This window comes from Enterobacter cloacae complex sp. IR53030 (assembly GCF_049238365.1).
In the GTDB taxonomy this organism is placed as follows: Bacteria; Pseudomonadota; Gammaproteobacteria; order Enterobacterales; family Enterobacteriaceae; genus Enterobacter; species Enterobacter kobei.
On the sequence record NZ_JBMKHA010000005.1, the window covers coordinates 143,584 to 167,169 of the forward strand.

The following is a 23,586-nucleotide window of genomic DNA, read 5'->3' on the forward strand; positions in this document are numbered from 1 at the left end:
GCCCTTGTTGAAAAAACAACCCCCCTTTTGCCACTGATATTTTACAGGTTTACCTGAGATAAAATAAAAACCAGGCCGCCCACGTGCTATAACTGTATCATTTCGCGGTAAAATCTTTCTCTTCAGGCAGGGAACTCAGCGTCCGGATTTCGACATATGAGAAAGGAAACGACAGCATGAATACCCGACATCTGGTCAGTCTGGTGACTGGCATACTTATCTTTTCTGTGCTGGTTCCCATTTGCCTGAGCATCTGGCTGGCGCATCGCCAGGCGGAAGAGAAATTTGTCGATGCGCTGGATAACTATGCTTCTCGTGTGCTGATACGAACCGACAGGGTCCTGGCTCAGGCAAAAGATGCGCTTAATCATCTGCAAACGTATGACGGCGTGCCGTGCAGCCCTTCGCATTTAAAAGAGATGCGCCGGGCCGCGTTTTCCTGGCGATATGTCCAGGAAGCGATCTATACCGACAACCTGAAACCACGCTGCTCCTCGCTGGAGCAATCCAGCCATGCCTCCCCCTTCCCCCCACCAACGCGCATTACCCGGGATGGTTACAGCGCATGGCTGACGGCGCAAAACGATCTGGGATTTCACCGCTACATGGTTGTGCTGGGCAAAGGCCGCTACCTTGTCATGATCGATCCTGACTCGCTGGTGGATGTGATCCCCTTCGGGGAAATAGCCATCGACGCAGCCCTGGTCGGAACCGCAACACACCGCATTTTTGCCAGCACTAATCCACTCGCGCCGCATATCCGCGAGATGATTCAGGAACGAGAGGGAGACCGCGTCCAGTACAACGGTTCAATGTACGTGATGAAGCCTGTCCCTGAGTTGGGCTTTAACGTCGTGACCTGGGCTCCGCTCAAACCTTTGGCTGATACCTGGCACAGGCAACTCCTTTTCTGGTTACCGTTTGGCATGTTGATAAGCTTGCTCGCCGCACTGTTTGTCTTGCGGATACTGCGTCGCATCCAGTCGCCCCGCAATCGCCTGCTTGACGCCATTAACAGCCGGGATTTTGTGGTTCACTATCAGCCCATCGTGGCGCTCTGTAGCGGGAAAGTGGTGGGGGCAGAGGCGCTGGCGCGCTGGCCTCAGCCAGATGGCAGCAGCCTCTCGCCGGATATTTTTGTTCCCCTTGCTGAACAAACCGGGCTCATCTCGCAGCTCACGCAGTTAGTCATTGAAAAAGTGTTTGAAGATATGGGCCACTGGTTGCAACACCACCCCGATCAGCATATCTCCATTAATCTCGCCCCTGCCGATTTGACCTCCGGCAAACTGCCACCATTGCTGAGTAAGTTAATGAATAAATGGAAAATTCATCCGCGACAAATCGCTCTTGAGCTCACCGAACGCGGTTTTGCCGACCCTAAAATCAGCGCCCCGGCTATCGCCGCGCTACGCCATTCCGGTCACCCTGTCTATATTGATGACTTTGGCACGGGCTACTCCAGCCTGAGCTATCTGCAGGATCTCGACGTAGATACGCTCAAAATTGATAAATCGTTCGTGGATGCGCTGGAGTACAAAAACGTCACGCCGCACATTATTGAAATGGCGAAATCGCTGAAGCTGGCGATGGTGGCGGAGGGTGTCGAGACTGAAGGGCAGCTCGCGTGGCTGCACCGTCATGGGGTGCAGTATGGGCAGGGGTGGTTCTACAGTAAGGCGCTGCCAAAGACGGAATTTATTCTGTGGGCTGAAAATAACCTCGGGAAGTATTCTGACTAAGCCCCGCGGACACAAAATATGGCCGCGGGACTGCCCGTCAGACCGCCTTCTGACGCCAGCTGAAGCGATAACGAAGCTGGCGCGTCTGCAGGAGAAATTCCGGCGAGACGCTGGGGCTCCAGGAGTCATCGCCGCCCACGCCCATGTGGAACGCGTCGAGGTTGAGCCAACACCCCGGCTCTTCACGCAACAGGTGGTGATGGGTTGTCTCGCGCAACTGCTGCTGGCTGTAGCGGCTTAGTGAGAAGTGGAACCGGCCATTCAGCAGATGCGTTCCTGCCACAAGTTCGCGGGTATCGCAGCGCAAACCATTTTCCGTCGGGAAGATATACGGCGTGTGCATCGCCTCCAGGGGCAATGTCCAGCGCCCCTGCTGTGCCGCCAGCTTTCTGTCCGGGTAATTTTCGTGCGGCCCCAGCCCCAGCCAGTGAACGTTTTCCGGCGCTTCGGCGAGATGAACGCTCAGGCCAATCCGCGCGGGCTCAGGGATATCAGACGCCATATCGACCTGAATATCACCATGCAGAACGCCCTGCTCGTCCACCCGCCAGGTTTTACGGCTCAGGAACAGCGCTTTGCCGTGGTACTCCCAGACATGCAGGGTATTGACCACCACCTCGCGAGCATGCTGCTCTGCATCACAGGACAGTACGCGGGAGGTGAGATCGTACATACCCGCTGCTTTCCAGCGTTCAACCCACGCGTTCGGATCGATTTTCGTCGCTTCGCTCACGCCAATGTCATTATCCAACGGCGCGCGGCTGAAGCTATCCGTCACGGGTGAAATAAACAGTGCCACGCCATCTCGCCACCATTGGGTCAGGTTTCCGGAAGTGCAATCGAACTGCCAGCGCTGCTGCTGATGCGTTATCTCCAGCATGAGGTCATGTTGCGTCAACACGGGAGGTTCGCCCGCAGACACTGTCGGCGCAATAAAGAGAGGAACCGGGAGCGGCCACTGCTCCCACGCGCAGCGATGGCCAGCCGGTGACCACGGCGTTGCCCGCGGCTGGCGAACCTCAACATTCAGCCAGATCTCTCCCGGCCCGGCCTTCAGCGCAGGCAGATCGAGCTCCAGACGCTGGGTGCCCTCGGGAGCCATCGCGAGCGTGACCTCGCCCGCGGCCAGCACCTCTCCATCACGTGCAATCGTCCAACACAGCACCTCGTTATCGGTGTGGCGGAACAGGTAGCCGCTTTGCACCTCAATCACCAGCGGAGCAGTGCTCACCAGCGTAAAGGTAAAGAACTGCTGGGCGCGCTGCGCTTCGTACAGCGCCGGATGCGGGGTACGGTCGGGGAATACCAGACCATTGAGGCAGAACTGCCGATCGTTCGGCTTATCACCAAAGTCTCCGCCGTACGCCCAGAACGCGTTACCCTTTTCGTCTTGCTTCGTCAGGGCCTGATCGACCCAGTCCCAGACAAACCCGCCCTGCAGGCGAGGATGATTGCGAAACGCCTGCCAGTATTTCGCAAACCCACCAAAGCTGTTGCCCATCGCGTGGGCGTATTCGCAGAGGATCAGCGGACGCGTTTCATCCGGCATGCCGATCCATTTCTTGATTGACCATTTAGGGACTGCCGGGAAAGGCTGATCCTGATCGACCCGGGCGTACATCGGGCAGACAATATCGGTCGCTGCCGTATTCGCCCCGCCGCCTTCATACTGCACCGGGCGCATCGGGTCGGTGGTTTTCAGCCAGCGGTACAGCGCATCGTGGTTCGCACCGTGACCGGTTTCATTGCCCAGCGACCAGATAATAATCGAAGGATGATTTCGGTCGCGCTGCACCATGCGGGTCACGCGCTCACTCATGGCAGGTAGCCAGCGCGGATCGTCAGCGAGGCGGCTCATCGGCACCATACCGTGCGTTTCGATATTCGCTTCGTCAACGACGTACAGCCCATAACGATCGCAAAGCCGGTACCACAGCGGATGATTAGGATAGTGCGAGCAGCGCACGGCGTTGAAGTTGTGCTGCTTCATGATTTCGATATCGCGACGCATGGTTGCTTCATCCATCACCTGGCCGTTTTCAGGGTGGTGCTCATGTCGGTTAACGCCGCGGATCAGCAGCGGTTTACCGTTGAGCTTGAGCAGGCCATTGCTGACGTCAACGCGGCGGAAGCCAACGTCGCATGCCTCGACCTCCACCACCTCACCCTGCGGGTTGAGAAGCGCAATCGTCAGGCGATACAGTTCCGGCGTTTCAGCACTCCACAGCGCAGGGTGCTCGACGGGGATCGCCACCGTTAACCGCTCAGCCCAGCCGCCGCGCTCGTCCACAATGGCAGAGCCTGGCCGCTGGGTCGCGCTGGCACAGCGTTCACCGTTGCGCCACAGCGTTATCGTGACATCGCACTCCGCGTAGCGAGCGCCTGTCAGCGCGACCGACACTTTCAGCACCGCGCGGTCCAGCTCAGCGTTCAGGTCCGTCACCACATGGTAATCGGCGATCTGCGTTTCGGGTTTATGCAGCAAAGTGACGTCGCGGAAAATGCCGCTCATCCGCCACATGTCCTGGTCTTCAAGATAACTGCCGTCGCACCAGCGCAGTACCATGACCGCCAGGCGGTTCTCCCCGGCGCGCAGCGCCGCCGAGAGATCGAATTCGGCGGGCAAGCGGCTGTCCTGGGAATAGCCTATCCACTGTCCGTTGCACCAAAGATGAAACGCCGAGTTCACGCCGTCAAAGATAATGCGGGTTTGCCCGCCGTGGAGCCAGGCGTCATCCACCTCAAATGTGAGCGAGTAACATCCGGTTGGGTTCTCTTGCGGAACAAAAGGCGGCGTGACGGGAATGGGATAGGTGACGTTGGTGTAGATGGGCGTGTCAAACCCCTGCATTTGCCAGTTAGACGGCACGGGCATCGCAACGGCGTCCGCGCAATCTTCCGTTACCCATGCCTCCGGGACTTGCTCGGGTGCAGGAAAATAATTAAACCGCCACGCCCCGTTAAGAGAACGTCTGCTGACTGACTCCTCGTCGTTCAGGGCCGAGGATTCATGGCGCCAGCTGTGTAACGGCGCATGAGCCGACAGCCGGTTCCACTGGGTAACGCCGGGGTTTTCCCAGTCCCGTCGGGCCAGAATGGCACCGAGCGTCGGTGATAAAGTGTTGGGCATACTAACCTCTTTGCGAAGCGCTCACAATTTTGGTTAACATGCCCTGGCACTGAGCGAGGGTAAAGCATTCCATCGCGGAGCAGCGAGTCAGATCACAAAGTTTTATTTACGCGCAAGCTGCTCTGCCAGGAGAGCCAGGCGTCTGAGCTGCTCCGCCAGATCCTCTTGTTCGGCCTGCTGCGGATGGCGGCGCGCGGTGGAGTGACGGATCACCAGCGTAACCGGCAGCTGAACCTGCCAGCACGCATCGCCCTGGAGGGGGTCCAGCAGCCACGTCACGCTGCGTTCGCCCGCCTGGCGAAACGCCTGGCGAACGGTCGTCAGCGGCGGCGAAAACCAGGCACTGTCGGCCGTATCGTCAAACCCGACTACCGATAGCTGGCCAGGGATCGCTACCCCTTTTTCCGCGCAGGCGCGCATCACCCCAAGCGCCATTTGATCGTTCGCCACCAGAATCGCCTCCGGTAATACCGTACCCGACAGCAGCATATGCCCTTTCTCATAACCGCTGGCCGCGCTCCAGTCACCGTATTCCACGGCAACCGCGTCAAGGCCGGCCTGTGCCAGCGTCGCTTGCCATCCGGCCAGACGCGCACGCGCAGAGACCGAGCTTTCCGGTCCGCTCAACAAAGCAATATGCTGATGCCCCAGCGAAAGCAGATGCTCAACGCCCAGACGCGCCCCCTCCTCTGCGTTAAACACGAGGCTGTTTACCTGCGCTGAGGGCGATACATCCAGAAACAGCACCGGAACGGGCGATGCCAGCGCCCTGAGCTGTTCGGCGTGAGGATCGTCAAGCGGCACATTGACCAGCAGTGCTTCCACCCGCTGCGCCAGCAACGCCTGAAGCGCGGCCTGACACTGGTGCGGTTGCTCTACCATGGAAATGAGGACACTCGCCCCCTGTTCCGCTGCCCGGGATTTTACCGCCGAGACGATTTGTGAAGGCGCGTGCAGCGCCAGATCGGTCGTAATAAGACCCAGCGTACGGGTGCGTTTACCCGCCAGCTGTTGTGCCCGCAGGTTAGGCACATAGTGCAGTTCCGCCATTGCCTGCTGCACCTTTTCCCGCGTGCGGGCAGAGACATGCTCCGCGTCGTTAATCACGCGGGAAACGGTCTGATAAGAAACCCCCGCAAGGGAGGCGACATCATAAAGAGTGATTGCTTTCATGCATTCTGGCATCGCGATAGTCGAAGCGACTATTCTGCCACAGCGATGCCGTTAAAACATGTGAGCGCTTCGCAAATTAAACAACCCGTTCCGGCTGAGGAACGTTCTCATTGCGCGACTTCTGGCGGAACCAGGGCATACAGAGCTGAATAAGCGGACCAATGGTCAGGGCATACAGTACGGTTCCTACGCCAAACGTACCGCCAAGCACGCACCCAATCAGCAGGACGGACACTTCGATTGTGGTTCGCACGCTGCGAATGGACCAGCCCAGCCGGGCGTGAATGCCTGTCATCAGACCATCGCGCGGGCCGGGCCCGAAACCGGCACCAATGTACATACTGGTGGCAATCGCGTTCATCACAATGCCCGATACCAGGAAAGCGATTCGCACAGGTAACGAACTCAGCTCGGGGATGAGCGCCATGCTGGCGTCTGCCGCCAGACCGATACAAATCACGTTACTGATCGTGCCGAGTCCGGGCATCTGGCGCAGGGGGATCCACAGCAGCAGCACCGCAGCGCCGGTCAAAATGATCACCGTCCCGATACTCATCCCCAGCTGCAGCCCGACGCCAAGGTGAAATACATCCCACGGATCAACCCCCAGATCCGAGCGAATAAACATCGTGGTAGAGAGGCCATACAGACCCAAACCGACATAAAGTTGTAGCAGACGACGTACCATTTTTTATCTTCTCCCGATAACCAGGCTTTCATCCTGACCTAAAATGGCACTATGATTAATGTCCAGTTTTCAAATAGTGGACTGCATATGTCATCACGCCGCTTTGGAAGTCAGTCTCTGGTACGCCTTTTAGGCCACTGGCAGCAAGCTTCATCCCGCACCCCGCTCTGGCGCCAGCTGGCTGACGCGTTGCGTCTGTTAATCCTTGATGGCCGACTGGCATTAAATACGCGACTGCCGGGTGAGCGTGAGCTGGCTACGGCGCTGGACGTGAGCCGGACCACCGTCAGCAGCGCCCTCGCCCATCTGCGCGAGGAGGGATATCTTGAAAGCCGCCACGGCAGCGGGTCGCGCGTGATCCTCCCGGATACGCGCGCCGTTCCTACCCTTTCAGCGGCGAGTGCCGCACTGGATCTCTCCACTGCCGCCCTCAATGCCGGGCCAGAGATCCACCAGGCTTATACCCACGCGCTGACGGCTATTACCCAGCACCTCTCGCTGACGGGCTATGACCAGCTTGGGCTGCCTGCGCTTCGGGAAGCTATAGCGGCACGCTATACCGAACGGGGTCTTCCCACCCGCGCAGACGAAGTCATGGTGGTCAACGGTGCCGTCAGCGGTTTTGCGCTGATATTGCGGATGTTAACCGGGCCGGGAGATCGCGTCGTGGTCGATCACCCTACCTATCCGCTGGCGATTGCCGCCATTCAGGGGGCGCAGTGCCGGCCCGTTGGGGTGTCGCTGCCGGATACAGGCTGGGACACGGATGGTTTTGCCGCCACGCTTGCCCAGACTGCACCGCGCCTGGCTTACCTGATGCCTGATTTTCACAACCCAACCGGGCGTTGTATGGATATCGCGACCCGTCAGGCGATCGCCGATATTGCCGCACAAACCCGCACGACGCTGGTTGTAGATGAAACGATGGTCGATCTCTGGTTTGACTCGCCCCCACCGCCACCGCTGGCATCGTTTAACCGGGAGGCAACCGTCATGACATTAGGCTCCGCCGGAAAAAGCTTCTGGGGCGGGCTGCGTCTCGGCTGGATCCGCGCCTCTTCACGTATCATCGCCACCCTCGCCCAGACGCGGGATACGCTTGATCTGGGCTCGCCGCTGCTGGAGCAACTGGCGACGCTGTGGCTTATCAACAATAGCGAACGTTTTCTGCCCGCTCGCCGCAAGATGCTTGCGGAACGGCGCGATCGATGCAGTGAACTGCTGCGTGAACATTTTCCCGAGTGGCGATTCCATGAGGCGGAAGGCGGACTTTCTTACTGGATCGAACTTCCCGGCATGCTGGCGACACAGCTTGCCGCGCGGGCAGAAATCATCGGGATTAACCTGGGAACGGGCACACGGTTTGGCTTATCGGGGGCGTTTGACCGCTTTTTGCGCATGCCCTTCTCGCTGGAGCCAGCGGAAATGGAAGCGGCGTTACTGCGGATTAAACCCTTATGGCGTGCATTACATTCAAATGAGCCAGCCATCAAACGCAGTCTGGTTTAAGAATAAAAAGTTTGAAGGGGATCATAAAATAAAAACTGCTGACTGTAATATATGCAGTCAGCAGTTTTCACTGGACAACAATTAATGTTGCGGAGGAATAGGGAAACCTTTCAGCGAAATAACGAAGTTATCACCGTCTTTCTTTATTTTTGCACCGGTATCACACCAGTCAGACGCAATACGAAAGAACTCATCGCTTCCAACATTCCAGCCAAGACGTACATGCTTCACATAGCCTGAGCGCAAGAGATCGCAGGCCTCGTTGTAGTCACTGGCAGTTGACAGATGTTGTTTCATTTTCTCTTCTTCAGAAGTTTACGTAGTGCTTTGATTTCTTTAGGAGTAAAAGGAGAAACACTCTCTTCTTCCGTATGCTGATTATCAATATCTTCTTCCGATACTCCCGCCTCTTCTACTGCTTCAAACGCCAGCAGCAGCAGTTTCTCTGTGGTCACGCTTAAATTCTCGTTATTCACTTCCGCATAGTGGCGAAGCCTTTCTTTTAGCGCGTCGTCAATTTTAACATTTAAAACCGCAGTAGCCATGTTTGTCACTTCCCTTCGGAATAAGTACTTTATGTAATACACGAAGTTAACACTGTTATCCAGATTTATATTTTTTTGAATTTTGGTGTTAAATAGACGTCCAATTATAAAATGCCAGTCTATTATTACAGGTTTATGACAATAATATTTCAGCACGATGAAATATATATTACAGCGTCTAGGCGTTATAGTATTGTGGAATAATGACTACAGAGAGAGGTAACGCAGGAAGGTTTGTACGAGGCCGTAAATGGGTGGGGGCCCTGCCAGCTACATCCCGGCACCCACGTCGTCTGCCCTGGCTGCTTCCTTCCGGACCTGACCTGGTGAACAGAGTAGCGTTGCGGGAGAACCAACAGAGCCCCCATTGAGAGCGTTGATAACCAACGCGCTGGCGCATTATCCCTGTGCGAAGACCCAATTGCAAGCGACCCGGAACCGGATGCTGGTTTATTGCGCAAACAGACGCAGCAATCAGGGCAATCTTCGTTTACCATGGCTGTCCAGATGATCCCCACAGGTGCAGGTATGGACGAACACGACTCCTTTCCCCAGCGCGTATGGCAAATTGTGGCCTCAATCCCGGAAGGCTACGTCACAACCTATGGTGATGTCGCACAGCTGGCCGGTTCACCGCGCGCGGCGCGACAGGTAGGCGGCGTTCTTAAACGGCTGCCGGAAGGAAGCACGCTGCCCTGGCATCGCGTGGTGAATCGTCATGGTTCCATCTCGCTGACCGGACCGGATCTCCAGCGTCAGCGCCAGGCATTACTGTCAGAGGGTGTGCAGGTATCGGGATCGGGACAGATTGATTTGCAAAAGTACCGCTGGGTGTACTAACCCCTCCCCCGAAGGAGAGGGTGATAGCAACAATTACATCTGGGTCGGTGGGGTTGGCAGGGACGGCTGATTGGTCTGTGGAGCAACCGGCACTTCGGTTTGCTGTACGGGAACCAGATTCAGGTCGACTTTAGTCCCACCGTGGTTAATGGCTTCCTGAACCGTATCGGTAATAAAGACCAGCTTATCGTTGATCGTTACCGCGGCACTCAGCAGGATACGGGCATTCGGCTGTACGTCTGACGGGTTATATGGCAGCACGAAGCTAAATGGCGCCTGCTTACCTTCAGTACGAACCGCACGCTGAGCCAGGACTTTCGACGGCGCGTCGGCCAGAGAAGCATCAGACAGCGTTACCGTTAATACCGCATCCGGCGGCAAAGCGACTCTCTGTTTGATCCAGATGGTACCGGAAACATTAGGCTGCTGAATGGATTGCTGTGAAAGGGTATTAATCCCGTTCGGATCGGCTGCAGGTACCGGCACCTGGGCGCTCTTACCGGCACAGGCGGACAACGCCACCGCAATAGCTACACCACTTAGCATAGGCACGAGTTTCATTGAAGTCTCCTTATCATCAATGCACCAGCGGGATCGATCCCATCCGATGTCGTTTCAATCACATAACGTATTCAAGTGTGGCACAGATCACCGATTAATGCCTGAAAACGTGCCGATATTAAGATTATTCTACCCATCGGACCACTTAGATTTCTGCGTTATACTCTGCCTATCTTTCGCTACGGCGTTTATTGAGGACAACTATGAGTCAGGCACTGAACAATCTGCTGACATTACTGAATCTGGAAAAAATTGAGGAAGGACTCTTTCGCGGACAGAGTGAAGATTTAGGCTTGCGCCAGGTCTTCGGTGGGCAAGTCGTTGGACAAGCGCTGTACGCGGCAAAGGAGACCGTCCCGGCAGACCGTCTGGTGCATTCGTTCCACAGCTATTTCTTACGCCCTGGCGATAGCGCAAAACCCATTGTGTATGATGTTGAAGTTCTGCGTGACGGTAATAGTTTCAGTGCCCGCCGCGTGGCGGCCATTCAGAACGGTAAGCCCATCTTCTATATGACCGCCTCGTTCCAGGCACCGGAACCGGGATACGAGCATCAGAAAACGATGCCGCCGGCACCGTCGCCAGACACGCTCAAATCAGAGACCGATATCGCCCGTGCGCTGGCGCATCTGCTTCCGCCGCAGGTCAAAGAGAAATTTCTGTGCGATAAACCGCTGGAGATCCGCCCCGTCGAGTTCCATAACCCGATGAAGGGTCACACCGCCGAGCCGAAACGTCAGGTCTGGATCCGCGCCAACGGTACCGTGCCGGAAGATTTCCGCGTGCATCAGTATCTGCTCGGGTATGCGTCAGATTTTAACTTTCTGCCGGTGGCGCTGCAGCCGCACGGCGTCGGGTTCCTCGAAAAAGGGATGCAGGTCGCGACCATCGACCACTCCATGTGGTTCCACCGTCCCTTCAACATGAATGAGTGGCTGCTTTACAGCGTGGAGAGTACGTCGGCATCGAGTGCTCGCGGGTTTGTGCGTGGAGAGTTTTATACGCAGGACGGCGTGCTGGTCGCTTCAACGGTGCAGGAAGGGGTAATGCGTAATCGCGGTTAATAACGTGCGGCCTGATGCCCTCACCCTGGCCCTCTCCCACAGGGAGAGGGAATAAACATTAAAAACGGCAATCGAGATTGCCGTTTTGCTGTTGGTTATGCGTTATACGCATTCTCGCCGTGGCTGTTCACATCCAGACCTTCGCGCTCCTGCTCTTCCGGTACGCGCAGACCCACAGTCATGTCCGCCAGCTTGTAGCCAATAAAAGCGACAACGGCAGACCACACCACGGTGATAGCAATACTTTCCAGCTGCACCAGTACTTGATGAACCATAGTGACACCTTCTGCATAGCCCACGCCACCCAGCGATTTCGCGGCGAAGATACCGGTCATGATACAGCCGACGATGCCGCACACACCGTGCACACCAAATACATCGCAAGGGTCATCAACGCGCAGCACGCGTTTCAGTGCCGTAACGCCCCACAGACCTGCAAGACCTGCAACCAAACCTACCAGCAGCGCACCACCGACACCCACATAACCACAGGCAGGCGTGATACCGACCAGGCCCGCGATTGCGCCAGAACAGGCACCCAGCAGGGAAGGTTTACCGCGCACCGCCCACTCACCGAAGACCCAGGAGAGGATCGCACCGGCTGTGGCCACGACGGTGTTCACGAAGGCCAGCGCGGCGATTTCGTTTGCTGCGCTTGCAGACCCGGCGTTGAAGCCAAACCAGCCAAAGTAGAGGATCGCGGTACCGGTAAAGACCATCGGCAGGTTGTGCGGTTTGAACGCTTCTTTACCGAAGCCCACGCGTTTGCCGATCAGGTATGCGCCAACCAGACCCGCTACCGCGGCGTTGATATGTACGACGGTACCGCCCGCGAAGTCCAGCGCGCCGTGCGTTGCCAGCAGACCGCCGCCCCAGACCATGTGCGCAATCGGCACATAGGAGAGCGTCAGCCAGACCACCACAAAGATCAGAACGGCAGAGAAACGAATACGCTCGGCCAGCGCGCCTACAATCAGCCCGACGGTGATGCAGGCGAACGAGCCCTGGAACGCAACGTGAATATACTGGTAGAAACTGCCCATCAGCGCGGTCAGCTCAATATTTTTCAGCATCACCCAGTCAAAGTTACCGAAGAAGGCGTTGCCGGTGCCAAAGGCCAGCGAGTAACCGTAAACCACCCACAGCACGCAGACCAGTGCGAAGGTCACGGCTACCTGGGTCAGCATGGAGAGAACGTTTTTGCCACGGATCAGACCGCCGTAGAACAGGGCAATCCCAGGAATTGACATGAACAGCACCAGCGCGGTGCTGATCATCATAAAGGCGTTATCGGCTTTATCTGCCACCGCAGGGGCAGCCAGCGCGAGGCCCGGCAGCAGTGCCAGCGAACCCAGACCCGTTTTAAGTGTTGCTATCTTCATTTTCTCGATCCCTATCACTGTGTGCCAGGAGTTACTTACAGTGCCGCTTCGTCAGATTCGCCGGTACGAATGCGAATGACGCGCTGCAGTTCGGCAACGAAAATTTTGCCGTCGCCAATTTTGCCTGTGTAGGCCGCTTTGCTAATGACATCAATGACTTCATCAAGCTGATCGTCAGCAATCGCGACATCAATTTTTACTTTTGGCAGAAAGTTAACGCTGTATTCCGCCCCGCGGTAAAGCTCGGCATGACCCTTCTGACGACCAAAGCCTTTCACTTCGGTGACAGTCAGTCCCTGAATACCCATGGAAGACAACGCTTCACGCACGTCTTCGAGTTTGAATGGTTTGATTACAACCGTAACCAGCTTCATAGATCCCCTCCAGTCAGAATTCGGTAATGGCCGCAGCTTACGCAGAAGGTATTGCAAGGGGTGTGCCAGAAATGAAAACCAGAAGGAACTGCGGTGCAAAGAGCGCTACACGGCCTTGATAAACGAACCGGTGAAAAAAAACGCACCATGCCGGTGCAGGGTGCGTTTCCGTTTTGCACCAACAGGAATGACTGTTAGCGCGTCGCCTCATTTTGGTGCATCAGGCGCTCAGCGATTCTTCCTCACGCACGCTGGCCGCCAGCTCTTCGCCTGCCAGCTGAAGCTGATACATCTGCCAGTAACGTCCCTTGGCTTCCAGCAGTTCACGGTGCGTACCCCGTTCAACGGCCTGGCCGCGATGTAGCACCAGAATGGTATCGGCATCAACGATGGTGGAAAGACGGTGGGCAATCACCACCAGCGTCGTATGGTCACGCACGGCGGACAACGCCTGCTGGATGGCCTGCTCGGTACCGGAGTCAATACTGGCTGTCGCTTCATCCAGAATCAGAACCTGCGGCGTTTCAATCAACACCCGCGCCAGGGCGAGGAGCTGTTTTTGCCCGACGGAGAGGTTGTTCCCCTGCTCGCCCAGCTTCGTATTGATCCCCTCACTAAACCCGCGCGCCAGATCCGCCAGCTGCACTTTTTCCAGTACCTCCCAGACCTGCTCCTGCGTGTAGTCCCGCCCCAGGGTCACGTTCGCATAGAAGGTATCGGCCAGGACGACCGGATCCTGCTGCACCATCGCGACGCCTTTACGCAACACGTTGTGGCTAAGAGACGCGAGCGGACGTCCGTCGATCCGGATTTCACCGTGCGTAACCGGGTAGTACCCCATTAACAGGCTGGCGAGGGTACTCTTACCGCTTCCCGTATGGCCCACCAGCGCCACGAAACCACGCGACGGAACATCAAGTGAGATATCCTGCAACACCAGCCGGTCTTCGCGATAGGCAAACGAGACATTATCAAAATCAATGGCACCGCTTTGCAAAGGTCGCTCATCGTTGCCGTAGGCCTGTCGCGGCCGGTCCATCAGCTCGAACACACGCTCACCGGCGACCACCGCCTGTTGCAGCATAGATTGCTGGGTGGTGAGTTCGATCAGCGGTTCGTTAAGGCGCCCCAGATAGCTAATAAAGGCGTACAGCACCCCCACTTCAATCGTACCGTTAGCGCTCAGCCCAAACAGCATCAGGAGACCGCAAAGCACCAGCGCAGAGAAAAGGCTCAGCAGCGGACGCAGCAGAAAACCGTCAAGCCGCAGCGTCTGCATGCGTGCCATATAGTGCGAGCGGCTGGCTTCGCCCATCCGTTCACCAAAGCGCGCCTGCTGGCGGAACTGCTGGATAACGCTCATGCCGTTGATGACTTCGTTGAAGCCATCGTTGATGTCGGCCAGATAGGCTCGTACCCGACGCACGATTGGCGTGCTGTAGCGCTGGTAGATGACCATGACGATCAGCACCGCCGGGAAGATCGTGATCGCCACCAGCGCCATGCGCCAGTCGAGACTGAACATTGCCACCAGCATCGCACCAATCAGCGCCGCGCTGCGGAGCACCGTCGCCACCACGGTGACGTACAGATCGCGGATCACCTCGGTATCGTTGGTTACCCGGGAGATAACCTGCCCGACCGGCTGAATATCAAACTCGCTGAGCGGCTGGCGAAGCGCGGCGTCCATTACATCCGTGCGCAGCTGCTGAACGACACCGACGGCTGCGCGGTTAAACAGCAGCGACTGCGCATAGTGCAGCCCTGCAGCCGTCAGCTGTAACCCAACGTAAGCGACGCCTAAACCCGCCACCAGCCCCAGGGGCAGGTAGCTTTTGGCGACCATATTGTCGATAAAGTAACTGATGAGCAGCGGCCCGCTCACTTCTGCAATCGCCGCTATCCAGAGTAAAAGCACGGCCACGGACAGCGGTTTACGCCACGGCGAGCCGTAGGCCAGCAGACGTTTGAGCGTCGGCCACATCGTTCCGAGCTTACGCATTAGCGGCCTCCTCATTCTGTTCGGGGGCATCGTCCAGCGCCGCTTCAAGCTGTTGATAGCGATACATATCGCGATACCAGCCCGGTTGCTCAACAAGATTTTCATGCTGCCCGCGCTGGGCAATGTGCCCGTGCTGCAATACCAGAATTTCGCTGGCTTCGGTCAGCGCCGACAAACGGTGAGCGCTGATAATCACCGTGCGACCGTCCCCCCACTGACGCAGGTTATGCAGGATCTGGTGCTCGGTACGGCCATCCACAGCGGAGAGCGCATCATCCAGGATCAGGATTTCGGCATTCAGCAGCAGCGCACGGGCAATCGAAATACGCTGTTTCTGCCCGCCGGACAGCATGACGCCACGCTCCCCGACTTCCGTTTCGTACCCCTGCGGCAGACGCAAAATATCATCATGCACGCTGGCTAAACGCGCCACATGCTCGATCTCCTCCTGCGTCGCCGCAGGGCATCCGAGGGCGATGTTATTCGCCACGGTGTCCGAAAATAAAAACGGCGTCTGGCTGACCACCGCCAGGCGGCCACGCCACTCATCCAGCAGCAGGTTCTTCAGGGGGATATCATGGAAACGAATATCCCCTTCGGTGACGTCAAAGTGGCGCTGGAGCAGAGAGAGGACGGTACTTTTTCCGGCCCCCGTCGGACCACAAATACCCAACATCTGGCCGGGCTGAAGCGTAAAGCTGACGTTCTCCAGTACCGGATGCGCCGTCTGCGGATAGACAAATTGACGGACGTCGACCTTCGTCACGCCGCGCCCTTCCGGGACCGCTTCGCTGCCGTCAGTCACCACCGGCGCTTCGGCCAGCATGGCGCGAATGCGGCTGTAGGCGGCGCTGCCCCGCTCCACAATGTTGAACATCCAGGCTAAAGCCAGCATCGGCCAGATCATCAGCCCGAGATACATCGCAAAACTGGTCAATTGTCCCAGGGTTAACGTCCCCTGTACCACCATCCAGCTACCGCCTCCGATAGCCAGCAGGTTGGCCATGCCAATCGCAACATAGATTGTCGGGTCAAAACGGGCGTCAATGCGCGCGACGCGCATGTTCTTCGCCCCCGTGTCTGCCGCATCGGCGGCAAACAGCGCGGACTGCCGGTCCTCCAGACCAAAGGCTTTGATCATGCGAATGCTGGTCATGCTCTCCTGAGTGCGATCGTTCAGAGACGAAAATGCCGCCTGCGCCAGTTTGAAGCGCTCGTGCAGCTGTTCGCCGTAGCGATTGATCGCCAATGCCATCAGCGGCATCGGCAGCAGCGCCAGAAGGGTCAACTGCCAGCTGATCTGCGTGGACATGACAATCAATACCGCACAGCCCATCACCAGCGAGTCCACCAGCGTTAATACCCCTTCTCCGGCGGCGAAGACCACGCGATCGACATCGTTCGTGGCACGGGCGATGAGGTCCCCGGTGCGATGGCGCAGATAAAATTCGGGATGCTGTCGGCTCAGCTGGCGGTAAAAATCTTCACGCAGCTCAACGGCCAGCTGATAGGACGCACCAAACAGCAGCACGCGCCAGACGTAGCGCAGGAGATAAACAATGACGGCCGTCAGCACCAGCGTGCCGACCCACATCAACACCCGTGCGGTGGTGTAATGCTGTTCGGTGACGCCATCCACGACGTACCCCACCACTTTCGGCGGGATTAGCTGCAGAATGGCAATGATAATAAGCAGGGCCACTGCACCGAGGTAGCGTTGCCACTCCCGACGAAAGTACCAGCTTAATTGGGCAAATAATCGCACGCGGTTTGTTCCTGAAGGTTTTTTACGAAGTTATTCAATGGGTAAGGCTGTGGTGTACTTAATCTGTTCCATGGCGAAGCTTGAGGTAACGTCTGATAAGCCCGGGACGCTGTTCACCAGCCGCTTGTAGAAGTCATCATAGCGCTTCATGTCTGCCACCTGGACGCGCATCAGGTAATCGTACTCGCCGGCCATTCGCCAGAAACCGAGCACCTCGGGCATCTCAGAGACCTGAGTAACAAAGCGGCAATACCACTCGCTGCTGTGGTGCTGGGTTTTAATCAGCACAAATGCCGTCAACCCAAGCCCCAGTTTTTCGGGATCGAGCAGCGCGACGCGCCCCAGCAAAATGCCATCATCTTCGAGCTTCTTAAGGCGCTTCCAGCACGGTGTGGTGGTCAGATTAACGGCATCTGCCAGCGCCTGCAAAGAAAGGGTACAGTCACTTTGCAGCAAGGAAAGGAGCTTACGGTCAATTTTATCTAGCATACCCACCTCACAGAGAAAATTTTTCTCCCTTCATTCTATTTTAAAGGCCAGATAGCAACAATTTTTTCTGTGCTTTTCGCTATGCTGGGCACAAAATGACAAACGGATAATTACGATGAATAGCACCTGGGTTAAACATGCCATCAGCGAAATCAATGCCGACTACCAGCGTTCGGCGGATACCCACCTGATCCGCCTTTCCCTGCCGGGATTTGACGGTATTCAGCTCTATCTGAAGGATGAAAGCACCCATCCGACCGGCAGCCTGAAGCATCGCCTGGCGCGCTCACTGTTTTTATACGGTTTATGTAACGGCTGGATCAAAGAAGGCACTCCCATTATTGAATCCTCGTCCGGTTCAACCGCCGTGTCCGAAGCCTATTTTGCCCGCCTGCTGGGCCTGCCGTTTATCGCGGTGATGCCCTCCTGCACTGCAAAACGCAAAATCGAGCAGATCGAATTTTACGGCGGTCGCTGCCACTTCGTTGAGAGTGCCTGCGAAATCTACGCCGCCTCTGAAATGCTGGCCCGTGAGCTCAACGGCCACTATATGGACCAGTTTACCTTCGCCGAACGCGCAACGGACTGGCGCGGCAATAACAACATCGCTGACAGTATTTTCCGCCAGATGACCCACGAGCCGCACCCCGTGCCGTCGTACATTGTGATGAGCGCCGGTACCGGTGGTACCTCAGCCACCATAGGACGCTACATTCGCTGTCAGGGCTACGATACCCAACTGATGGTGGTTGACCCGCAAAACTCGGTGTTCCTCGACTACTGGCAGAGCCGCGATGCCGATCTTCGCAGCCCGTCAGGCAGTAAAATTGAAGGAATTGGCCGCCCGCGCGTAGAACCGTCATTCATCCCGGATGTAGTGGATGAAATGCTTCGCGTGCCGGATGCCGCCAGCGTGGCAACCGCACACTGGCTGGAAACCCAGCTGGGCCGCAAAGTCGGGGCATCGACAGGCACCAATATGTGGGGCGCACTGCAGCTGGCGGCACGCATGCGTGAGGAAGGGCGTACCGGCTCCATCGTCACGCTGCTGTGCGACAGCGGCGAGCGCTACCTTGAGACCTACTACAATGCAGAATGGGTACAGGCTAACATCGGCGACATCACGCCGTGGAAAGTGCAGATTGCACAGCTGCTGAAATAAAAAAAAGCCAGACCGACGTCTGGCTTGCTGGAAGGCGCTCGCTATTCGGGGGAATAAGGGAGGTTGTTGTTGTCCAGCCAATGAGTCAAAAAATGGGACACCGCTTCGTTACCGCAGTGTCCGATAACGGGCAGATGAGGAAGCTCGGCAATCAGCTGCGGCATCGCATTCCCCATAATCAAGCCGCGCCCCACGCTGCCCAGCATCTCTCGGTCATTCATGGCGTCGCCAAATGCCATACAATCCTGCAGCGTTAAGCCCAGATGGTCGCTCAGTACCGCCAGGGCGGAACCTTTGTTACAGCCCACGGGTAATACTTCCAGACAATCTACCGCCGAGAAGGTCAGATGCGCCCGGTTGCCGAGCGCCTCATTTAACTGGATGCGCAGGCGTCGCAGATCGTCGTGATCGCCACAGAAGCAGATCTTGGTCACCGCGTGGGCGGGGATCCGGCGCAGATCGATAAGCTGATATTTAAAACCGCTATAGACATGCGCATGCAGTAACTCGGGGATTTCGCTTCCGGTAAACCAGCCTTGATCGTTAAAAACGTGGACACTGGCCTGTGTGTCCCAGGTGCTGTGCAGGACGATATCCGCCACTTCCGGGTTAAGATCCTGACGGTGCAGTACCTCCCCTTCGACGGTGTGAATGCGCGTTCCGTTTCCGGTGATCAGAAAAGCATCAAGAGAAAACGCGCCCAGTAAATGGCGCATCTCCAGAACATGTCGGCCGGTGGCAAATGTCAGAGTGACATCTCGCTCGCGCAGGCGCTTCAGGGCACTCAGCGTTTTCTCTCCCAGACGGTGATCCGGCATTAACAGCGTGACGTCCATATCAAATGCAGCGAGGCGGGCCATGATGACTCCTGAAATGTGATGCGATTAGCTTGTGCATCAGTATCAGGTGAGATATACGGAAGTAATAGTGAATAGATGATAATTATTGTTCCGGGTTTCTATGCGTCAGCTTAACCGTCTTAACCAGTATCACCGTTTATGGCAGCCGTCCGAAGGTGCGACGCAGCAGGTCACTATCAGCGAGCTGGCAGCCCGCTGTTTTTGTAGCGAGCGGCATGTCCGAACGCTGCTGCGTCAGGCTCAGGAGGCGGGCTGGCTGAGCTGGCGCGCGCAGTCTGGTCGCGGCAAGCGCGGCGAACTGACGTTCCATGCCACCCCGGAGTCCCTGCGCAATATGATGATGGAAGAAGCGCTGAAGAGCGGACAGCAGCATAACGCGCTGGAGCTGGCCCAGCTTGCGCCTGACGAGCTGCGTTCGTTACTGCATCCGTTTTTGGGTGGGCAATGGCAAAACGACACGCCGACGCTGCGCATCCCCTACTATCGCTCGCTGGAACCCCTTCAGCCGGGTTTTTTACCGGGCCGGGCCGAGCAACATCTGGCAGGACAGGTGTTCTCAGGCTTGACGCGATTTAACGGTAACAGCAGTGAACCCACCGGCGATCTGGCGCATCACTGGGAGGTCTCTGCTGACGGGCTGCGCTGGCATTTCTATATTCGCTCCACGCTGCACTGGCATGACGGCGATAAAATAGAAACGGCGCAACTCCAGCGAAGCCTGACGGCGTTGTTAGCGCAGCCCATCATGCGAACGCTTTTTCAGAGCGTCTTGTCTGTCGAAACCACACATCCGCAATGTCTGACGTTTGTTTTACATCAACCGGACTACTGGCTGGCGCACAGGCTGGCAACCTACTGTAGCCGTCTGGCGCATCCCGATCGCCCGGTCGTCGGCAGTGGTCCCTTCCGGCTGACCCTCTTTGAGCCCGACCTGGTACGCCTGGAAAGCCATGAGCAGTACCACCTGAGTCATCCGCTGCTTAAGGCCATCGAGTACTGGATCACTCCCCAGCTTTTTGATTACAGGCTGGGTACCAGCTGTCGCCACCCGGTGCAAATCGCCATTGGCGAGGCCGATGAGCTCGAAAGCCTGCGGCTGGTGAGCAGCAGCACCAGCCTGGGCTTCTGTTATCTCACGCTGAAACAGAGCGCGCGGCTGAGTGAGATCCAGGCAAAGCGGCTGATTAATATCATTCATCTCTCCAGGCTTCTGCACACGCTTCCGCTCAACGAAGGGCTCATCACGCCAACTCATGAACTGCTTCCCGGCTGGACAATCCCGGAATGGCCTGATTTGACGGACATTGCCCTCCCTGAGGCGTTGACGCTGGTTTATCATCTGCCCGTTGAGCTTCACACCATGGCCAGCCAGCTGAAGGAGTACCTCGCACTGCAGGGTTGTGAATTGACCGTCATCTTTCACGACGCGAAGACGTGGGATGGATGCCAGCAGCTTGCCGATGCAGACATCATGATGGGAGATAAGCTGATTGGCGAAGCGCCAGCGTATACGCTTGAGCAGTGGCTCCGCTGTGATGCGCTTTGGCCGCATGTGTTAAGCGCACCGGCTTACGCCCATTTGCAAGCCACGCTGGATGCGGTGCAGGCCCAAGCCGAGTCCCGGGACCGGCACGCGGGGCTGCAAGCCATTTTCAGCCGCTTAATGGAGAACGCGGTGTTGACGCCGCTCTTTAATTATCAGTATCAAATCAGCGCGCCGCCAGGCGTAAACGGGATACGCCTTAACACCCGCGGCTGGTTTGATTTTACCGAAGCCTGGCTGCCTGCCCCCAAATCGTGAAGAAGCTGGTCGCCGCCGTAGCCAGGCGGTAACATAACGTTTTTACCGTAACTGTTGAGATGATTTATGAAACGTGCCGTCGTCGTGTTCAGCGGAGGACAAGACTCTACTACTTGCCTGGTTCAGGCCCTTCATCAGTATGATGAAGTTCACTGTGTGACCTTCGATTATGGTCAGCGCCACCGCGCTGAAATCGACGTTGCCCGTGAACTGGCCCTCAAACTGGGGGCACGCGCGCACAAGGTGCTGGACGTTACGCTGTTAAATGAACTGGCTGTCAGTAGCCTCACCCGCGACAGCATTCCTGTACCGGATTATGAACCCGATGCCAGCGGCATTCCGAATACCTTCGTACCGGGCCGCAATATTCTGTTTCTGACCCTGACGGCGATCTACGCCTACCAGGTGAAAGCCGAAGCGGTAATCACTGGCGTATGCGAAACAGACTTCTCCGGCTACCCGGACTGCCGTGACGAATTCGTGAAAGCATTAAACCACGCCGTCAATCTGGGCATGGCGAAAGAGACGCGCTTTGAGACGCCGTTGATGTGGCTGGATAAAGCCGAAACCTGGGCCCTGGCGGACTACTGGGGCAAGCTGGATCTGGTTCGCAGTGAAACCCTCACCTGCTATAACGGCATCAAAGGCGACGGTTGCGGCCAGTGCGCGGCCTGTAATCTTCGCGCTAACGGGCTGAACCACTATCTGGCCGATAAAGTTGGCGTGATGGCCGCAATGAAGCAAAAGACCGGGCTTAAATAACGCTACTTAACCGTGCTGTCGAACAGTTTTACGCCGGCAGCACGAGTCACTTTCATTAGCGTCGTCAGCGTTGGGTTACCGTTGTCAGATAAGGTTCGGTATAACTGTTGGCGGGACAGACCGGATTTGGCAGCAATTTCACCTATGCCACCGCGGGATTCGATAACACGTCTTAGCGCGATTAAGTATGCAGGGATTCCCTGGTCTTCATAAATCTCATCCAACGCAACCTGCAGATATAGCTGAGCGTAGGAAGGGTTTTCGCGAAGCATTTTTACGACGGCTTCATCGTGACTGACGGAGCTAGAGAATTTTCGTTCGCTTTTGCTCATCGGATTTCTCCTTTTGATGGTCATTCCAGTAATCAATTGCCAGTTTCACATCGGTCCTTTGACTCTTTTTGTCACCCCCAATCAGCAACAATAGGATCTCCCGATGTTGTACTGCAAAATAGATTCGATATCCGGGACCACAATCAATTTTCAATTCCCAGATACCATCTCTGAGATACCGGTAATCGCCGAAATTCCCTTTCTCTGCACGGTCAATTCGCAAAAGAATCCGAAACACTAATTCCGGATCCTTTCGCTTCATCTTCGCTACCCACTCCTCAAATGGCACTTTTCCGTCACGGGTACGGTAGCGTGCAACAACGTAGTCCCTGTCCATGATTCTATCCCTGGAAAAACGTTTTGTCTTTTATAAAAGACAAAATTTCTAAACGATCATCAGCTCCAGCTTCTCCCGCAATGCCCCTTCCAGCGGCAGAGCCTTCTGGGTTTTCAGATCGATACAGACAAAGGTGATCAGTGCATCAGCCACCACCTGCCCTTCAGGATCAAGCGTCACCACCTGGCTTAATACACCACTCTTGCCGTTGAGCTGTTGCACCTGACTGGTCACCGTGAGTACATCACCCAGCACGGCCGGGCGGCGGTAGTTGATGTTGATATTGACGACCACGAACGCGATGTTATGCGCGGTCAACCACTGAAAGCTTTCGCTGTTTTCCAGCCCGTCCCAGCGCGCTTCTTCAAGGAACTCAAGATAGCGGGCGTTGTTAACGTGCTGGTAAACATCAAGGTGGTAACCACGTACTTTGATTTTTGTCTGCATAGCGCAATAGCCTTTACTGTTGTTATAGGATCAGAGGTCATAACTGGTATGACCTCTTTATCCTGGCAAATTATCGCCGCAGTGCAAGTAATTGTGAGATTACAACGTCAGGTGTGAGAGGTTACGCTCCACCAGCGCGCTGCCCATGCCCGGCACCTGTTTGAGGTCGTCGACAGTTTTGAAAGGACCATACTCTTCGCGGTAGCTGACGATGGCCTGTGCTTTTTTCAGGCCGACACCGTTCATTGCGCGGGCGAGATCTTCCGCAGAGGCCGAATTGATACTGACCCGCGAACCGTCATCATCCGCCGTTTTGCCGGCATCAGCCGCTTTGGATTGCCCTTGCACTGACGCTGAGGCGTCAGACTTGCTCTGTACCGTCTGTGCTTTGGCTGCGGGCGTCGCGGCCAGCGCACTCGTGGTCATCCCGGTGGTGGCAATAGCCAGCGCAATTAACAGTGATTTGATTCCACATTTCATGCTGTTTTCTCCTTGTTTGTTGACAGCCACGTCACGATAGCCGCCCGGAAAAACAGCTACAAACGGCAGATTGCAGAAATGGAAAAGGCCGCGAAAGCGGCCTTTAGTTTTTGCAGAGCGTTACGAAAATCTGCGAGCAGA

22 protein-coding genes, 1 other RNA gene and 1 pseudogene are annotated in these 23,586 nt (G+C 56.4%); 7 read left to right on the forward strand and 17 right to left on the reverse strand.

Annotated elements, in window-relative coordinates; all coding sequences use genetic code 11:
- Window positions 1-176: 176 nt before the first annotated feature.
- The gene (locus ACOTXR_RS07340) at window positions 177-1,742 is read left to right on the forward strand and encodes an EAL domain-containing protein (protein ID WP_058690565.1); all 1,566 of its coding nucleotides are present in this window, start codon (window positions 177-179) and stop codon (window positions 1,740-1,742) included.
- A 37-nt stretch (window positions 1,743-1,779) separates the two neighbouring features.
- Here the strand turns inward: ACOTXR_RS07340 and ACOTXR_RS07345 are convergent, their stop codons facing one another.
- The 3 genes from ACOTXR_RS07345 to ACOTXR_RS07355 form a co-directional block, all read right to left on the reverse strand.
- Window positions 1,780-4,872, reverse strand: a complete 3,093-nt coding sequence (locus ACOTXR_RS07345; RefSeq protein ID WP_078309378.1) for a beta-galactosidase — start codon at window positions 4,870-4,872, stop codon at window positions 1,780-1,782.
- Between the two features lie 102 nt (window positions 4,873-4,974).
- Entirely contained in the window at window positions 4,975-6,045 is a 1,071-nt protein-coding gene (locus ACOTXR_RS07350) for a LacI family DNA-binding transcriptional regulator (protein WP_014882794.1), read from the reverse strand.
- Between the two features lie 76 nt (window positions 6,046-6,121).
- A complete protein-coding gene (locus ACOTXR_RS07355) occupies window positions 6,122-6,733 on the reverse strand; it encodes a YczE/YyaS/YitT family protein (protein ID WP_014882793.1) in 612 nt (203 codons plus the stop codon).
- A gap of 87 nt (window positions 6,734-6,820) precedes the next feature.
- Between ACOTXR_RS07355 and ACOTXR_RS07360 the strand changes: the two genes are divergently transcribed.
- Entirely contained in the window at window positions 6,821-8,242 is a 1,422-nt protein-coding gene (locus ACOTXR_RS07360) for a PLP-dependent aminotransferase family protein (protein WP_058690563.1), read from the forward strand.
- Window positions 8,243-8,323: 81 nt separating this feature from the next.
- On the opposite strand, the gene ACOTXR_RS07365 is transcribed toward ACOTXR_RS07360, so the two are convergent.
- The 3 genes from ACOTXR_RS07365 to ffs all read right to left on the reverse strand — a co-directional run bounded on the left by ACOTXR_RS07365 (window position 8,324) and on the right by ffs (window position 9,145).
- A complete protein-coding gene (locus ACOTXR_RS07365; protein ID WP_058690562.1) occupies window positions 8,324-8,539 on the reverse strand; it encodes a hypothetical protein in 216 nt (71 codons plus the stop codon).
- Window positions 8,536-8,787, reverse strand: coding sequence for a hypothetical protein (locus tag ACOTXR_RS07370; RefSeq protein WP_023310587.1), 252 nt, complete (start codon window positions 8,785-8,787; stop codon window positions 8,536-8,538). The genes ACOTXR_RS07365 and ACOTXR_RS07370 overlap by 4 nt, the downstream gene beginning before the upstream one ends.
- Before the next feature lie 261 nt (window positions 8,788-9,048).
- Window positions 9,049-9,145, reverse strand: an RNA gene (ffs, locus tag ACOTXR_RS07375) — signal recognition particle sRNA small type.
- Window positions 9,146-9,229: 84 nt separating this feature from the next.
- Here ffs and ACOTXR_RS07380 point away from each other — a divergent pair.
- Window positions 9,230-9,627, forward strand: a pseudogene (locus tag ACOTXR_RS07380) (MGMT family protein).
- Between the two features lie 33 nt (window positions 9,628-9,660).
- Here the strand turns inward: ACOTXR_RS07380 and ACOTXR_RS07385 are convergent.
- Window positions 9,661-10,188 carry a YbaY family lipoprotein gene (locus ACOTXR_RS07385; RefSeq protein ID WP_014882789.1) on the reverse strand — a complete coding sequence of 176 codons (528 nt, stop codon included), beginning with the start codon at window positions 10,186-10,188 and terminating at the stop codon, window positions 9,661-9,663.
- A gap of 203 nt (window positions 10,189-10,391) precedes the next feature.
- Between ACOTXR_RS07385 and tesB the strand changes: the two genes are divergently transcribed.
- On the forward strand, window positions 10,392-11,252 hold the full coding sequence (gene tesB, locus ACOTXR_RS07390; protein WP_014882788.1) for an acyl-CoA thioesterase II: 861 nt from the start codon (window positions 10,392-10,394) through the stop codon (window positions 11,250-11,252).
- Window positions 11,253-11,347: 95 nt separating this feature from the next.
- Here the strand turns inward: tesB and amtB are convergent, their stop codons facing one another.
- The 5 genes from amtB to ACOTXR_RS07415 form a co-directional block, all read right to left on the reverse strand.
- The gene (gene amtB / locus ACOTXR_RS07395) at window positions 11,348-12,634 is read right to left on the reverse strand and encodes an ammonium transporter AmtB (protein WP_014882787.1); all 1,287 of its coding nucleotides are present in this window, start codon (window positions 12,632-12,634) and stop codon (window positions 11,348-11,350) included.
- 35 nt (window positions 12,635-12,669) lie between these two features.
- On the reverse strand, window positions 12,670-13,008 hold the full coding sequence (gene glnK / locus ACOTXR_RS07400) for a P-II family nitrogen regulator (protein ID WP_008503304.1): 339 nt from the start codon (window positions 13,006-13,008) through the stop codon (window positions 12,670-12,672).
- A 220-nt stretch (window positions 13,009-13,228) separates the two neighbouring features.
- Window positions 13,229-15,010 carry a SmdB family multidrug efflux ABC transporter permease/ATP-binding protein gene (locus tag ACOTXR_RS07405; protein WP_014882786.1) on the reverse strand — a complete coding sequence of 594 codons (1,782 nt, stop codon included), beginning with the start codon at window positions 15,008-15,010 and terminating at the stop codon, window positions 13,229-13,231.
- Window positions 15,003-16,775 carry a SmdA family multidrug ABC transporter permease/ATP-binding protein gene (locus tag ACOTXR_RS07410; protein ID WP_014882785.1) on the reverse strand — a complete coding sequence of 591 codons (1,773 nt, stop codon included), beginning with the start codon at window positions 16,773-16,775 and terminating at the stop codon, window positions 15,003-15,005. Before ACOTXR_RS07410 ends, ACOTXR_RS07405 begins: the two co-directional genes overlap by 8 nt.
- 30 nt (window positions 16,776-16,805) lie before the next feature.
- The gene (locus ACOTXR_RS07415; RefSeq protein ID WP_008503307.1) at window positions 16,806-17,264 is read right to left on the reverse strand and encodes an Lrp/AsnC family transcriptional regulator; all 459 of its coding nucleotides are present in this window, start codon (window positions 17,262-17,264) and stop codon (window positions 16,806-16,808) included.
- 115 nt (window positions 17,265-17,379) lie between these two features.
- Here ACOTXR_RS07415 and ACOTXR_RS07420 point away from each other — a divergent pair, with 115 nt between their 5' ends.
- The gene (locus tag ACOTXR_RS07420; RefSeq protein ID WP_045134719.1) at window positions 17,380-18,426 is read left to right on the forward strand and encodes a PLP-dependent cysteine synthase family protein; all 1,047 of its coding nucleotides are present in this window, start codon (window positions 17,380-17,382) and stop codon (window positions 18,424-18,426) included.
- A 41-nt stretch (window positions 18,427-18,467) separates the two neighbouring features.
- Here the strand turns inward: ACOTXR_RS07420 and cof are convergent, their stop codons facing one another.
- Complete coding sequence (gene cof, locus ACOTXR_RS07425; protein ID WP_222834791.1) at window positions 18,468-19,286, reverse strand: HMP-PP phosphatase; 819 nt, start codon at window positions 19,284-19,286, stop codon at window positions 18,468-18,470.
- 100 nt (window positions 19,287-19,386) lie between these two features.
- Between cof and ACOTXR_RS07430 the strand changes: the two genes are divergently transcribed.
- Both ACOTXR_RS07430 and queC read left to right on the forward strand, forming a co-directional pair.
- Window positions 19,387-21,087, forward strand: coding sequence for an SgrR family transcriptional regulator (locus ACOTXR_RS07430; protein ID WP_014882782.1), 1,701 nt, complete (start codon window positions 19,387-19,389; stop codon window positions 21,085-21,087).
- A 66-nt stretch (window positions 21,088-21,153) separates the two neighbouring features.
- Window positions 21,154-21,849, forward strand: a complete 696-nt coding sequence (queC, locus tag ACOTXR_RS07435; protein ID WP_023332238.1) for a 7-cyano-7-deazaguanine synthase QueC — start codon at window positions 21,154-21,156, stop codon at window positions 21,847-21,849.
- Window positions 21,850-21,851: 2 nt separating this feature from the next.
- Here queC and ACOTXR_RS07440 read toward each other — a convergent pair whose 3' ends face one another.
- From ACOTXR_RS07440 to ACOTXR_RS07455, 4 genes are all read right to left on the reverse strand, one after another.
- Entirely contained in the window at window positions 21,852-22,181 is a 330-nt protein-coding gene (locus ACOTXR_RS07440) for an addiction module antidote protein (protein ID WP_014882780.1), read from the reverse strand.
- Window positions 22,153-22,518, reverse strand: coding sequence for a type II toxin-antitoxin system RelE/ParE family toxin (locus ACOTXR_RS07445; RefSeq protein ID WP_058690561.1), 366 nt, complete (start codon window positions 22,516-22,518; stop codon window positions 22,153-22,155). Before ACOTXR_RS07445 ends, ACOTXR_RS07440 begins: the two co-directional genes overlap by 29 nt.
- A 48-nt stretch (window positions 22,519-22,566) precedes the next feature.
- Window positions 22,567-22,965, reverse strand: a complete 399-nt coding sequence (locus tag ACOTXR_RS07450) for a YbgC/FadM family acyl-CoA thioesterase (protein ID WP_014882778.1) — start codon at window positions 22,963-22,965, stop codon at window positions 22,567-22,569.
- A gap of 99 nt (window positions 22,966-23,064) precedes the next feature.
- Window positions 23,065-23,445 (reverse strand): helix-hairpin-helix domain-containing protein, encoded by a 381-nt coding sequence (locus tag ACOTXR_RS07455; protein ID WP_023332235.1) that lies wholly within the window; start codon window positions 23,443-23,445, stop codon window positions 23,065-23,067.
- Between the last annotated feature and the right edge of the window lie 141 nt (window positions 23,446-23,586).

Coding starts and splice junctions, on each gene's coding strand:
- ACOTXR_RS07370 (WP_023310587.1), bottom strand. CDS start 8,787: ATGGCTACTGCGGTTTTAAATGTTAAAATTGACGACGCGCTAAAAGAA.
- ACOTXR_RS07440 (WP_014882780.1), bottom strand. CDS start 22,181: ATGAGCAAAAGCGAACGAAAATTCTCTAGCTCCGTCAGTCACGATGAA.
- ACOTXR_RS07415 (WP_008503307.1), bottom strand. CDS start 17,264: ATGCTAGATAAAATTGACCGTAAGCTCCTTTCCTTGCTGCAAAGTGAC.
- ACOTXR_RS07360 (WP_058690563.1), top strand. CDS start 6,821: ATGTCATCACGCCGCTTTGGAAGTCAGTCTCTGGTACGCCTTTTAGGC.
- cof (WP_222834791.1), bottom strand. CDS start 19,286: ATGGCCCGCCTCGCTGCATTTGATATGGACGTCACGCTGTTAATGCCG.
- ACOTXR_RS07455 (WP_023332235.1), bottom strand. CDS start 23,445: ATGAAATGTGGAATCAAATCACTGTTAATTGCGCTGGCTATTGCCACC.
- ACOTXR_RS07405 (WP_014882786.1), bottom strand. CDS start 15,010: ATGCGTAAGCTCGGAACGATGTGGCCGACGCTCAAACGTCTGCTGGCC.
- ACOTXR_RS07350 (WP_014882794.1), bottom strand. CDS start 6,045: ATGAAAGCAATCACTCTTTATGATGTCGCCTCCCTTGCGGGGGTTTCT.
- ACOTXR_RS07450 (WP_014882778.1), bottom strand. CDS start 22,965: ATGCAGACAAAAATCAAAGTACGTGGTTACCACCTTGATGTTTACCAG.
- ACOTXR_RS07355 (WP_014882793.1), bottom strand. CDS start 6,733: ATGGTACGTCGTCTGCTACAACTTTATGTCGGTTTGGGTCTGTATGGC.
- ACOTXR_RS07430 (WP_014882782.1), top strand. CDS start 19,387: ATGCGTCAGCTTAACCGTCTTAACCAGTATCACCGTTTATGGCAGCCG.
- ACOTXR_RS07365 (WP_058690562.1), bottom strand. CDS start 8,539: ATGAAACAACATCTGTCAACTGCCAGTGACTACAACGAGGCCTGCGAT.
- tesB (WP_014882788.1), top strand. CDS start 10,392: ATGAGTCAGGCACTGAACAATCTGCTGACATTACTGAATCTGGAAAAA.
- glnK (WP_008503304.1), bottom strand. CDS start 13,008: ATGAAGCTGGTTACGGTTGTAATCAAACCATTCAAACTCGAAGACGTG.
- ACOTXR_RS07340 (WP_058690565.1), top strand. CDS start 177: ATGAATACCCGACATCTGGTCAGTCTGGTGACTGGCATACTTATCTTT.
- ACOTXR_RS07345 (WP_078309378.1), bottom strand. CDS start 4,872: ATGCCCAACACTTTATCACCGACGCTCGGTGCCATTCTGGCCCGACGG.
- amtB (WP_014882787.1), bottom strand. CDS start 12,634: ATGAAGATAGCAACACTTAAAACGGGTCTGGGTTCGCTGGCACTGCTG.
- ACOTXR_RS07385 (WP_014882789.1), bottom strand. CDS start 10,188: ATGAAACTCGTGCCTATGCTAAGTGGTGTAGCTATTGCGGTGGCGTTG.
- ACOTXR_RS07445 (WP_058690561.1), bottom strand. CDS start 22,518: ATGGACAGGGACTACGTTGTTGCACGCTACCGTACCCGTGACGGAAAA.
- queC (WP_023332238.1), top strand. CDS start 21,154: ATGAAACGTGCCGTCGTCGTGTTCAGCGGAGGACAAGACTCTACTACT.
- ACOTXR_RS07420 (WP_045134719.1), top strand. CDS start 17,380: ATGAATAGCACCTGGGTTAAACATGCCATCAGCGAAATCAATGCCGAC.